Consider the following 13132-nt stretch of genomic DNA (forward strand, 5'->3'; position numbering starts at 1 on the left):
CCCGTGCATAAGGCTGTAGGCCGACTGTAAGGTCATATATTTCAGTGCATATAATGTCTGTACTTTTAATTTACCTCGCAGATTAGCTGCCAGGGGAAACGGAAAATAATGTGTCTTCTTCTAATGTAATTTCGCATGTAGCTTCGCGGATAACGCGTGAAATTACATTAGTACACGGAACTATTGCCGCCTGCTGCGGTGACGCTGCTGTCCATCTTCGTTGCCCGCTCCAATTCCAAAATGTTAGGTTAATGCCTGCTGCCCATACTCGCACCCGCGCACGGTACAATGGTTGAGTTACGACCAACGTGCCAATAACCAAAAAGGAGCCGCTATGATCGATCGCTATACCCGCCCGGAGATGGGACATATCTTCTCCCTCGAGAACAAGTATGCCATTTGGCAGGAGATCGAGGTTCTGGCCTGCGAGGCCCAGGCGGAGCTCGGCAAGATCGGCATTTCTAAAGACGAAGCCCAGTGGATCCGCGACCATGCCAACTTTGAGAAGGCGAAGGTCGATGAGATCGAGGAGGTCACGCGCCACGATGTCATCGCCTTCCTGACCAACATGAAGGAATATATCGACGCCGATGTTCCCGAGGGCGAGCCCAAGCCTAGTCGCTGGGTTCACTACGGTATGACCAGCTCCGACCTGGGTGATACTGCTCTGTGCTATCAGCTTACTCAGGCGTGTGACCTGATTATCGAGGACGTCAAGAAGCTCGGCGTGATCTGCAAGCGCCGCGCCTTCGAGGAGCGCAATACGCTCTGCGCCGGACGCACCCATGGCATCCATGCTGAGCCGATGACCTTCGGCATGAAGTTTGGCTCTTGGGCATGGGAACTCAAGCGCGACTTTGATCGTCTTGAGGATGCTCGCAAGAACGTTGCCTTCGGTGCCATCTCCGGTGCCGTCGGCACCTACAGCTCCATCGAGCCGTTCGTCGAGGAGTACGTCTGTGAGCACCTGGGTCTGGTTCACGACCCGCTGTCCACGCAGGTCATCAGCCGCGATCACCACGCCTATCTTGCCGGCGTGCTTGCCACTACAGCGGCCACCTGCGAGCGCATCGCGACCGAGGTCCGCAACCTGCAGAAGACCGATACACTCGAGGCCGAGGAGCCCTTCCGCAAGGGCCAAAAGGGCAGCTCCGCCATGCCGCACAAGCGCAACCCGATCACCATGGAGAAGGTCTGCGGCCTGTCACGCATCGTGAAGTCCAACGCCCAGGTCGCCTTCGACAATGTCGCCCTGTGGCACGAGCGCGACATTTCGCACTCCTCTGCCGAGCGCGTCGCCCAGGCCGATAGCTTCATCGCGCTCGACCACATGTTCCAGTGCCTCATTCGCGTTATCGACGGCCTGCAGCTGTATCCGGCCCGCATGATGGCCAATCTCAACAAGACCCGCGGCCTCATCTTCTCCTCCAAGGTCCTGCTTGCCCTCGTCGATACGGGTATCACCCGCGAGGATGCGTACGCCATTGTGCAGGAGAACGCCATGGCCACCTGGCACGAGGTGCAGGATTGTGTCTCTGGCCCCACCTTTAAGGAGCGTCTCGAGGCCGATCCGCGCTGCACCGTCAGCCAGGAGAAGCTCGACGAGATTTTTGATCCGTGGGACTTCCTCACCCGCATCGATACGGTCTTCGATCGCCTGGAGCAGCTGAGCTTCGAGTAGGGTTAACCTAATTCGATCGCTTGCGGATGCATTTCAGCCTTTGGCGCCTTGCCCGTCTTGGGCGAGGCGCTTTTTTTACTGTCGCATATGCGCCCGGGTAATAAAATGAACTCCGACTGCTGTTTCGATGAAAGGGGGCACGTGCCCAGACGCATCAAGCGGGCCACCATCGTCTCGTTTACGCTCATACTCCTTGTTACCGTCTGTGCGGGCGCCCTGACGTATACCGTTCGAAGCAGTTCTTCCTCCTCGAATGAAGCCGATAGAGATCTCCCGGTGCTCAAAATCGGCGTTACGGATAACGACCCCTATGTGTATGTCGATACCACGGGCGATTACGCCGGTATCGATATCGACATCGCCCGCGAGGCCTGCAAGCGTGCGGGGCTCAAGCCACAGTTTGTCGATATTGACTGGAACGATCGCGACCGGCTGCTCAAAAACGGTGATATCGATTGCCTGTGGTGTGACTATTCTCCCTGTTATCGCGAGGATAAGTATTACTGGACCGAGCCGTATCTAACCGTGACGGTCTCGGTTGCCGCCAAGAAAACGAGTGGCATCAAGTCCTTGGCACATCTCGATGGAAGTAAGACCATTGCGGTGATTGCGGGTTCGGTGAGTGAATGCCGATTGCTTGCGGGGGATCTGGGGGTCTCGTCGGACGTTCAAATCAAATCATATGGCTCTGCCGAACTCTGCAAAGCCGCTCTAGTCAAAGGGTACGTTGACTGCTGGATGGCGGATGTCCAGTCGCTTGACCGACTCGTTGCTCAGTATCCCGGCGTTTACCGTGTGTTTGCCGACAATGTTATGACGGTTGACCTGGGCGTCGCGTTTGATGACAGCTATGAAGGATCGGTCGTAAAGGATCTCAATACCGCGCTGTTCGACATGGATCGAGATGGCACGATTGACCGTATTGTGGGCAATTACAAGACAGGAGCGACGACGGGCGGGCAAGGAGGAAATTCATGACAACTGATGAGCACCGCTTGAGTCGAAAGACTCTGAACGTCATAGCTGCCAGCGTTATTGTCAGCGCCGTCTTGTTAGGCCTGTTGTATACGGTTGGAACCCATCGCTGCCTCGAAAAAACGCTTGGGTTTGGCCAAGAAACCATGGAGTTTTTGGAGAACGCTTGCGAAAAATATGACCGCTACGAACAGGGGAGAAAAACCGAGGCGACGCACGATTTGCTCGCCGCGGTCGAATCGTTTGTGACGTTCCTGTCCTCTGATCGCGTTGAGGTTAACGACGATCTTATCGAGCAATTTGTCCATGCCGAGAACCTTTCGGGGCTGATGGTCATGGACTCCGATGGCCATATGGCTGCCCACTACGACATCGATGGTCGCGATCCGCTCATGTTGTGGCGAGATGAGTTGGCCTGTTCGCCGGTCGCATCGATGTATCAAGGTTCCAAAGTGACCTACTCAACTGTCGATGAGCGCCGTGGTGTCGTTTTTGCCGTCTGTGCTGTTCCGTATGGCGACGGCGTTGCCCTGGCATACCGCTCACTTGTTTCCGATACGGCGGACGACTATTCATATGCCATAGCCGACGTGCTTTCGAATAGTACCTTCCACCAGGGTCCCACGGTGCTTGTTATGGAGGATGCGGAGATTGTCTCATCCAACAGTGCCGATGCTGACGTGTCGCTCGCCCGACTCCTCACCAGCGTAGGAGTTGAGTGGAAAGACGACGGCCTGACGCGCATCGAATATCGAGGAGACGAATGGTATGCCGTGCGTGCGGCATATAAGGACTACCGCCTGTTTGCGCTATATCCCAAATCTGAGGTCATGTCTGACAGGATTTCATTTGTCGCCGTCGGCGTCTTGGTGTGTCTTGCGTTTTGGGTCGTGGTGCTGTTGGCTCGAAATATCGTTGACCACCGCAATTTGGTCGAAAAGGATAAACAGCTCGGCATTATCAATGCCATAAGCGCCATCTACGATTCGACCTTCCTTTTGCATCTCGACACCCTCGAGATCGAGGGGATCAATATGTCGCCGGCGATAGCGAAGATATTTGCCGAGCACAGCGAGGCATATGACTTTATGGACACGGTCTGCCGGGATATCGTGAGCCCCGAAAGCCGCGAAGCGGTTATGGGACTCGTAGATATAAGTTCGCTTCGTGAACGTATGGAGGGCGTACCGTACTTGGCTGCCGAGGTGCGAGATTGTCGAGGCGCTTGGTACTCGCTACAGGTTGTCCCCCAGCATCGCGATGAGCAAGGCCGGCTGGAGTCGGTCGTCGTGGCGACGCACAACATATCGATGGTCAAGCATGCCGAGGAGCTGTCATATCAAGACAAACTGACGGGGCTTCGCAACCGCAACTATCTTGAATCGCGCGGAGATAGCCTGGTAAACGAGGACTTGCCCGTGAGCGTGATTATGTTGGACTGCAATTATCTCAAGCGGACCAACGACATCTATGGTCACGAGATGGGGGATGAACTGCTGCGACGGACGGCGTCCGTGCTGCGGCGGGTGGCTGGTGCGGATTATCTGCCGATGCGCCTTGGCGGCGACGAGTTTTTGCTGGTTTGCCCCCATACTGACAACGAGTCTGCGCTCGGGCTGGAACAGGATCTTCGTCTCGGTCTTGCCGCGGTAAGCGATGAGGCCCTGACGGTCAGCGCATCGATTGGCGTGGCGACCGTCGAGACGGCTGGAAATACGCTGGCCGATGTATATCGTGTCGCCGACCACAATATGTATCGGGAGAAGCGCACGGTCCACGCACAGGGTGCGGACTGCTAATCTTGCCCCCGCGAGTCCATGCATCGTAGGATGTTGAATCGGTGCTTGCGATAATAAGTCGGCCCAGGCGGGGATAATAGACGTCTGAAATTTCTTTCTGAGAGGGGATCTCAATGATTAGTTTTGACTACAAGCCGCAGGGTGTATGCTCTCGCAATATTCACCTCAATCTCTCTGACGATGGCAGCAAGGTGCTGGGCGTTGAGTTTACCGGCGGCTGTGACGGCAATCTCAAGGCAATCTCCAAGTTAGTCGAGGGTGCTCCTGCCGATCGCGTAATCGAGGTTCTCGCCGGTAATACCTGCGGTATGAAAAAGACCTCTTGCGCCGATCAGCTTACGCGCGCTATCGAGGCCGCTCGCGCCGAGATCGCCTAATGGGTATCGCCGACCACATCAAGAATGGAATATCGCGCCGTGGCTTTGTGCTCGGCGGTGCTGCCGCGGGCGCTGCCACGGTGCTTGCCGGTTGCTCGAAAAAAACGGGCACCAGCGACGATGCCGCCGGCGAGCCGCAGGTTATCAAGGACGATTCGAAGATTGTCTCGATCACTGATGAGTACGAAGCTGTTGATATCGATCTTGAGCCGGCGGCGTCGTGGACGCTGCCGCTGGGCACGCTGCTGTACTACTGCGATGGCGACTACGCCGCCGCGATGATGGCGCCTGCTTCTGCCCTGCATGCCAATACGCTTGGTGTGCTCAACCTGGGCGATGGCTCGCTTACCACATTAATCGAGGATCCTATCGAGGGCACGGGATATGCTTTTTACGATGTCCGTGCCGGCGATGGCGTGTTTGCGTGGGTTGAGATGAACTTTGCCAATTCATCGTGGAAGCTCTACGCTCAAAATCTGTCGGGCGCTTCGCTCTCTGGCGACGTGGCTGAGCTCGATCGAGGTGGCAAGGACTATGATCCGCCCCTGTTTACGGCGTTCGGGTCATCGGTCATCTGGTATAAAATGCCTTCGGCAGGCGGCAATAAAACGAGTAGTGATTCGTTTTGCTATCGTCGCTCGCTTGATGAATCCAAGGCCGAGACAATTTGGAAATCGACGGGCCGCTTTGCGTCGGCCCCGCGCGTGAGCGACGGCATTTTGACCATCTCGCCGCGTGTCCGCAACGACGAGGGCGTCTACTACGGCATAACGGCAATCGATCTGACCGATGGCAACAACACCAAACGTGCCCAGCTAGTCCTTCCCTCGTCAGTCTCGCCTTTCGAGGCCGTATATATGGGCGATACCTTCGTGTTTTCTATCGAGGCGACCTATAGTGGCGTGGGCAGCCTGGGCAACATGGGCACGTATATCGGTAATGAGGGAGGGCCATACCTCTTCCTGTCCCGCGAGCCGCTCGCATGTGCTGCCGGCAAGAAGAATAAATATCTCGTTAAGGTACAGGCATCGCATTTTCTCATCGACACCTCTGCCAAGACCTATGGCTCGCTGCTGTCGCCCGACCGCGCTTTGGAATATGGCGATTATCCAGCTACGGCGGGAAAATCGGACTCATTTCTTACGTACGCCACGGTGCGCAACAGCCAGGGTATACCCGAGACGGTCACCGCACGCCTATTCTCTCTTTAAGCTTAGAGGGGTTAAAAAGGCGCCAACAGGGGAATAAACGCGTTGTAATTGTGAGTACCGCCCGCCGAGCTGCCGCGTCATAGTGGCATCCGGCGGGCTCAGGTGCGTTAAAATGGGCTTGTTCTTAGCTGATTGAGACAGGGGGGCCGTGTTATGGCTTCAGATGCAAAAAAGATTCTGCTGGTCGAGGATGAGAAGGCAATCCGTGACGCCGTCGCTGCCTATCTCGAGCGCGAAGGCTACTGGGTTGTGGGTGTCGGCGACGGTCAGTCCGCGATCGAGGAGTTCGAGAAGCATCAGTTTGACCTGGTCGTGCTCGACCTTATGCTCCCCAAGATCCCCGGCGAGCGCGTTTGCCGCACCATTCGCGATACCTCGGATGTCCCTATCATCATGCTGACTGCCAAGGGCGAGATCGAGGACCGTATTATCGGTCTTGAGCTCGGCGCCGACGACTATCTGATTAAGCCGTTCTCGCCGCGCGAGCTTGTCGCCCGCGTACGCGCCCTGTTCCGTCGTGCCCACCAGGCCGACGAGCCCGCCGTCGAGGTACTCGACTTCGGCGATCTGGTCATCGATATCTCGGGCCACAAGATCTTGGTCGAAGGCAAGGAAGTCGATCTGACGGCTTCCGAGTTCAAGCTGCTCACCACGCTTGCTCGTCATCCCGGCCGTGTCTACAACCGTATGGAGCTGGTCGAGAAGGTGCTTGGGTACGACTTTGAGGGCTATGAGCGCACCATCGATAGCCACGTGAAGAACCTTCGCGCCAAGCTGGGCGATGATCCCAAGAAGCCCAAGTGGCTCTACACCGTCCACGGTGTCGGCTATCGCTTCGAGGCTCCGGCCAAGACCGATAAGTCGGACGAGAAATAGGGAAATCACATATGACACCTGCGCGCTTTGAAATCGGACAAAAGCACAAGCAGGAGAGCGAGGCGGGTTCCAAGGCTAGTTGGAACACGCCTCGCTCCGATTCACGGCCAACGATGAGCTATCCCTCGCGCATGGCACTTGCTTTTGCTCTGACATCGCTCATGACGGTATTGGTGCTGGTGGGCGTGGTCTCTGTTGTGTGGGGCACGGTCTTTTCGGATTACACGCGCTCCAATATCGTCGAAATCGCAAATTCCGCTGCCGAAAAGCTTGCGACGTCGTATGAGGAAAACGGCAATTGGACTGCGGGCGAGCTACGTACGGTCGCGACATCGAGTTTGGTGTCCGACGATTTGGGTATGCAGGTCGTCAACAAGAAAGGCGTTGTCGTTTATGACGACTCATGGCCTTCGGCAAGCGCGACCGCCGATGTGCGCGAGAACGAATCGCCGTCGAGCAGCTCGAGCGGGAAAAAAGCATCGCATAGTCCGGTCTCGTCGGCTCCCACCGGCTCCGATAGCGTTGCAAACGTCGAAATCATAACGTCTTCCGGCGAGCATGTCGGACAAGTAAAGCTGTGGGCCATCGGCTCCGATGCCTTGCTCACCAAGGCAGATTCTGCGTTTAGGGAGAAGACCTTTAACGCCATGGCCCTTGCTGCGGTTGTTGCAGTTTGCATTTCGGTCGTTATCGGATCACTCGTGTCGCGCATGCTCACCAAGCCGATTCACCGTATTACCAGCACGGCCAAGCAAATTCGCGATGGCGATCTGTCTGCTCGTACGGGCTTGCGCGGCGATGACGAGATCGATCAACTGGGTGAGACCTTCGATGAGATGGCCACTTCGCTCGAGAAGGATATGAAACACGAGAAACGTTTGACCTCGGACGTTGCACACGAGCTTCGCACGCCGCTTATGGCCATGCTCGCAACGGTCGAGGCCATGCAGGATGGCGTATATCCTACCGACGATGAGCACTTGGAGACTGCTGCTTCCGAGACGCGTCGTCTGGCCCGTCTGGTGCAGCAGATGCTCGACCTGTCGCGCATGGAAAACAGTACCGCGCCGCTCAACCTGGAGCCGGTGGATATGGTGCCGTTTGTGCGTTCGATTGTGAATGGACAGGAGCGCCTGTTTGCCGACCGTGACCTGCGTTTGCGCTTTGCGGATGAGACGCAGGGCCACGATGACGTTGTCGAGGCAGATCCCGACATGATCACGCAATGCGTTATTAACCTCATGAGCAACGCCATGCGTTACACCCCCGAGGGGGGTTGGGTCGTGGTGTCGGTGCTCAGCGACCGCAAGCACGTCGATATCGCGGTTTCGGATACGGGCATCGGTATCGCCAAGGACGATCTGTCGCGCATCTTCGGTCGTTTTTGGCGTGCCGACGCCAGTCGCGCCCGCGAGGCGGGTGGCCTGGGCGTGGGCCTCGCCGTGACTAAACAAATCGTCGAGCGCCATCATGGCTACATTTCCGTGGAGTCGGAGCTTGGAAAGGGTACGACTTTTACAATTCATCTGCCTCGCGAGCACACGGCGGATGCGGCATCTACTACAATGGAGCACTAGCTTTTCGCTATTCGGTGAAGGAGGGGTTTCGTCCCTGCCGCTCCGAGTTTGCGAAAACGTGCGGGAAAGAACCCGCATTACTGTCGTATTTTGGTAAGGAGTGACTCACGTGACAACGATGGAGCGTCGTCCGGATTCCCGTGGCAAGGTTCGTGATATCTACGATGCCGGTGAAAACCTGCTGATGGTCGCCACCGACCGCATTTCTGCGTTCGACTTCATTCTTCCCGACGAGATTCCGTTTAAGGGAGAGGTGCTCAACCGCATCTCGGCATTCTGGTTCGATAAGTTTGCCGACATCGTTCCCAACCACCTCGTTTCCATCGACCCGGCGGATTTCCCTGAGGAGTTTGCTGAGTATCGTGACTACCTCGCCGGCCGCGCCATGCTGGTTAAGAAGGCCCAGACGATTCCTATCGAGTGCATCGTCCGCGGCTATCTGACCGGTTCGGGCAAGAAGACCTACGACGAGAACGGCACCGTCTGCGGCATCCAGCTGCCTGAGGGCCTGACCGAGGCTTCCAAGCTTCCTGAGCCGCTGTTCACGCCGTCCACGAAGGCCGAGATCGGTGACCACGACGAGAACATCTCGTTCGAGCGTTGCTGCGAGATCGTGGGCGAGGACATCGCCACGCAGATTCGCGACCTTTCCCTCAAGATCTACAAGGCCGCTGCCGAGTACGCCGCGACCCGTGGCATCATCATTGCCGACACCAAGTTCGAGTTTGGTGTCATCGATGGCAAGGTCACGCTGGTCGACGAGTGCCTCACGCCCGATTCCAGCCGTTTCTGGCCTGCTGCCAGCTACGAGGAGGGCAAGATCCAGCCCAGCTACGACAAACAATTCGTCCGCAATTGGCTCAAGGCCAACTGGGATATGACGGGGGAGACCCCGCACCTGCCCGCCGAGGTCATCGATGGCACGTCCGAGCGCTATCGCGAGGCCTTCCAGATCATCACGGGCTCCCAGTTCACAAGCATGAAGGAGAACGCATAAGTGAGTACCCGTAGCGCCACGAACAAGCGCACGCAATCCCACGAGGTTACCGGGGTTGCGCGCAAGTCCGCCGCATCCGCCAAGCCCGCCCGTCAGGCAGCGAGCTCTGTCCGCGTCGTGCCGGCTTCGTCTAAGGCACGCCGCAAAGAGCTCGAGAAGGGCGAGAACCTCGAGGGCCTCTCTAAAGAGGAGAAGCGCGCCCGCAAGGCTAAGCAGCGCGCCAAGGAGGATCGCATCTACACGGTGTCGAATATCCTTCTCAAGCAGGATGAGGACTACACCAAGCGCCGCCGTATCTGGTGGGCCGTGCTCGCCATCGGCATGGTGCTCGTCGTGGCCATTTGGGCTTCGCTGTACTTCGCTCCCGCTGGCATGGTGTCCAGCCCTGTCCAGATGGTCGGCATCGTTTTGTCCTACGTCGTCATTTTGGGTGACTTTATTTACGACTTCGTTCGTATTCGTCCCCTGCGCAACATGTATCGCACGCAGGCCGAGGGCATGTCCGAGAACAAGCTCAACGCCCTTATCGAGCGCTCGGCTGCCGAGGAGGATAAGAAGGACTCCAAGAAGAAGTAGCGTTTGCATGCATACTTATCGCTAAGATATAGGCGCGTCGTTTTTGCGGCGCGCCTTTTTACTGTTCTATAGATAGATGGAGTGGCACATGATTCGAGCTGCCCTGACGGTCGAAGAGGCTCTGGAGGGTATGAAGGCCCTGGAGCCCAAGATTAAAAACTACGCGCGCCTGATTGTTCGCAAGGGCGTAAACGTCAAGCCCGGCCAGGAGGTTGTCGTTCAGTCTCCGGTTGAGTGCGCGCCGTTTGCGCGCGTGGTGGTCGCGGAGGCTTATGCCGCCGGTGCCGGTCACGTGACGGTTATTTGGGCCGATGACGCCGTGACGAGGCTCACGTACGAGCATGTCGAGAAAAGCTATTTTGAGCAGACGCCCGAGTGGAAGCGCCTGCAGCTTGATTCACTGGCCCAGGATGGTGCCTGCTTTATCTTTATCGAGGGTGCGGACCCTGCCGCTCTTAAGGGCATCGATCCCGCTAAGCCTGCTGCAGCTTCTAAGGCAAGGAACACGCAGTGCAAGGTCTTCCGCCGCGGACTGGACTACAACATCAACCCGTGGTGCATCGCCGGCGCGCCGGTCGTTGCCTGGGCTCGCGAGGTGTTCTCGGGCGATGCGGATGAGGTTGCGATCTATAAGCTATGGAATGCGATTCTACACACCGCTCGTGCCGATGGCCAGGACCCGGAGAGCGACTGGGAGCTTCATGACGCGGCGTTCGAAAAGAACCTGCGTTTCCTGAACGACAATCGTTTCGACTATCTGCATTACACCTCGGCAAATGGAACCGATCTGACGATTGGCATGACGAAAGGTCACGAGTGGGCCGGCGGCAAGGGCAAGACGCCCGATGGACACCCTTTCTTCCCCAACATTCCCACCGAGGAAGTCTTCACCTCGCCTGATCGTATGCGCGCCGACGGTATCGTGTACTCGGCCATGCCGCTCATTCACCACGGTAACAAGGTCGACGATTTTTGGATTAAGTTCGAGGCCGGCCGCGTAGCGGACTACGATGCCCGCGTGGGCAAGGCGACGCTTGCGAGCATCATTGACACCGATGAAGGTGCCGCTCATCTGGGTGAGGTCGCGCTTATCTCCAAGAACACGCCGATCCGTGAAAGTGGCGTTCTGTTCTATGACACGCTCTATGATGAGAACGCCAGCTGCCATCTCGCGCTGGGTGTCGGTTTCCCCGAATGCATCGAGGGTGGGTATGACATGTCCAAGGAGGAGCTCCTGGAGCATGGCGTTAACGTCTCGAGCACGCACGTCGATTTTATGATCGGCACGGACGATATCGATATTACGGGCATTACGCCTGATGGACGTGAAGTTGTGATTTTCCAGAACGGCCAATGGAGTTGGGAATAGCCCCAGACCGTGGTACAATGCCACCCGCGGGCCGTTAGCTCAGCTGGCAGAGCAGGGGACTTTTAATCCCAAGGTCCAGGGTTCGAACCCCTGACGGCCCACCATAGAATAGAAAAGCGACTGGCGGATGCCGGCCGCTTTTTTGTTGCCGCGACATGGGTTCGAACCCGAAAGGGCGCGGAGCTGAGTAAACGCGTGAGCGTTTGCCAGCGCAGCGCGCAAGGCGCGAAGCGCCGCAGCGGCCGTCTGCAGAGCAGGCCGAACCTCTGACGGCCCACCCAAAGAAAGGAAAACGAAATGAAAACAGATAGATACGGAATTAGCGGCAGCACATTAAAGATAATAGCGGCCATTTCGATGGTTCTCGATCATGTAAGCAGGATCGTCCTGACCAATGGAATCATGACTCACGCATCGTACAATCAGATATCAGACGAACAGTGGGCGATTCTAAGCGAGGCTTCGGATGTGCTTCATGTTCTTGGCAGAATTGCATTTCCCTTATTTTGCTTTTTGATAGTTGAGGGATTTTTGCATACTCATGACATAAAGAGGTACCTGCGAAATATGCTTGTCTTCGCAATCATTGCGGAGCCCATATACGATTTCGTTCAAACCGGGCAACTATTTGACCTTCGGCAACAAAATGTTATGTGTGAGCTCCTGCTTTGCTTGGTCTTCTTGATAATTCTGGAAAAGATACAAAGCCTTTCAAAATGGAAGAGGTACATCGCAGAAACTGCTCTGATTGTTTTGACAGCACTGGCAGCTGAATACACTAAACTAGATGGCGGTGTGTATGGCATTCTGCTTGTGGCTGCATTCTATTTATTCCACGACAGCAAGGCCAAGATGTTCTTTGCTGCAGTATGCGCAGTGCTCCTTTCGTCATGCCATATAGTTGGCGGCGGATTTGAGTTTGCTACAGCTAATATATTTAATCCTGATGTTGCTGCCGCGGTCGTTTCGTTGCTGCTTATCAATCTTTATAATGGTAAGCGAGGGCTGAAGCTCAAATATTTCTTCTACATTTTCTATCCGGCACATCTTGCTCTGCTTTATGGTGTCTCACTTATTGTTTTGAACTGTCTTTAAAAACTCTCAAACAAGTCTCTGAAAACGGAAACAAATTGACTCTAAGACTGCTTGTGAATTTCCGGAAGACCTGAGAGATGCGAGGATAGGCAACGAGGGCTGCAGAGAGATGCTTCTCAGTTCTCTGGCGGATCGCACGTATCTGTATGAGGATCACTTCCACACACTCATTAATAACAGTGATAAACACGGCAGATCCTCAAAACATGAGGCTGTGGAGGTCGAACGATGCTTCGAAAGCATGAATGGCAGCGAGAAAATGAGTTCGGAAGCGCCCTCTGGATGATCCAGCATAGAATAGAAAGCGATCGGCTCCGGCTGGTCGCTTTTTTGTTGCCGCGCCACGGGTTCGAACCCGAACTTCTCTATATATAAGAACGCTTGGCGAACAAAACCTGCCTTTTACCGACGGGAAACAAATAGCTGATGCTTTTGGAGTAAAGTGGCGCTCCAGAGATGACCGATGCCTTAACACCTATAAACCAGCTGGTCATCGCCAATATCAGAAGCCAATGCTTCAGTTTTAACCTCAGTGATGCGACTGAGGGACCTATTCATTTGTGAACAAAATATGGAGTGCGCGATTCCCGCCCCCGGGG

General features: G+C 55.9%; 11 protein-coding genes and 1 tRNA gene. All 12 read left to right on the forward strand.

What is annotated here, in order from left to right:
• Positions 1–334: 334 nt before the first annotated feature.
• The 12 genes from purB to DWV58_RS07785 all read left to right on the forward strand — a co-directional run bounded on the left by purB (position 335) and on the right by DWV58_RS07785 (position 12533).
• Entirely contained in the window at positions 335–1681 is a 1347-nt protein-coding gene (gene purB / locus DWV58_RS07730; RefSeq protein WP_117776725.1) for an adenylosuccinate lyase, read from the forward strand.
• Between the two features lie 141 nt (positions 1682–1822).
• On the forward strand, positions 1823–2659 hold the full coding sequence (locus DWV58_RS07735; protein ID WP_158564545.1) for an ABC transporter substrate-binding protein: 837 nt from the start codon (positions 1823–1825) through the stop codon (positions 2657–2659).
• Positions 2656–4455, forward strand: coding sequence for a GGDEF domain-containing protein (locus tag DWV58_RS07740; protein ID WP_117776727.1), 1800 nt, complete (start codon positions 2656–2658; stop codon positions 4453–4455). Before DWV58_RS07735 ends, DWV58_RS07740 begins: the two co-directional genes overlap by 4 nt.
• Positions 4456–4568: 113 nt before the next feature.
• The gene (locus tag DWV58_RS07745) at positions 4569–4832 is read left to right on the forward strand and encodes a TIGR03905 family TSCPD domain-containing protein (protein WP_089572560.1); all 264 of its coding nucleotides are present in this window, start codon (positions 4569–4571) and stop codon (positions 4830–4832) included.
• On the forward strand, positions 4832–6043 hold the full coding sequence (locus DWV58_RS07750; RefSeq protein ID WP_117776728.1) for a twin-arginine translocation signal domain-containing protein: 1212 nt from the start codon (positions 4832–4834) through the stop codon (positions 6041–6043). Before DWV58_RS07745 ends, DWV58_RS07750 begins: the two co-directional genes overlap by 1 nt.
• A 153-nt stretch (positions 6044–6196) precedes the next feature.
• The gene (locus tag DWV58_RS07755) at positions 6197–6919 is read left to right on the forward strand and encodes a response regulator transcription factor (protein ID WP_006236208.1); all 723 of its coding nucleotides are present in this window, start codon (positions 6197–6199) and stop codon (positions 6917–6919) included.
• Positions 6920–7050: 131 nt separating this feature from the next.
• Positions 7051–8496 carry a sensor histidine kinase gene (locus tag DWV58_RS07760; protein WP_370448363.1) on the forward strand — a complete coding sequence of 482 codons (1446 nt, stop codon included), beginning with the start codon at positions 7051–7053 and terminating at the stop codon, positions 8494–8496.
• Between the two features lie 118 nt (positions 8497–8614).
• A complete protein-coding gene (locus DWV58_RS07765; RefSeq protein ID WP_117776730.1) occupies positions 8615–9493 on the forward strand; it encodes a phosphoribosylaminoimidazolesuccinocarboxamide synthase in 879 nt (292 codons plus the stop codon).
• A complete protein-coding gene (locus DWV58_RS07770; RefSeq protein ID WP_117776731.1) occupies positions 9494–10069 on the forward strand; it encodes a hypothetical protein in 576 nt (191 codons plus the stop codon).
• 88 nt (positions 10070–10157) lie between these two features.
• Positions 10158–11438, forward strand: a complete 1281-nt coding sequence (locus DWV58_RS07775; RefSeq protein ID WP_117776732.1) for an aminopeptidase — start codon at positions 10158–10160, stop codon at positions 11436–11438.
• Between the two features lie 28 nt (positions 11439–11466).
• Positions 11467–11542 (forward strand) — tRNA-Lys (locus DWV58_RS07780).
• A gap of 193 nt (positions 11543–11735) precedes the next feature.
• The gene (locus tag DWV58_RS07785) at positions 11736–12533 is read left to right on the forward strand and encodes a TraX family protein (RefSeq protein WP_117563997.1); all 798 of its coding nucleotides are present in this window, start codon (positions 11736–11738) and stop codon (positions 12531–12533) included.
• Positions 12534–13132: the final 599 nt, after the last annotated feature.

Source organism: Collinsella sp. AF11-11, assembly GCF_003465485.1.
Lineage (GTDB): Bacteria > Actinomycetota > Coriobacteriia > Coriobacteriales > Coriobacteriaceae > Collinsella.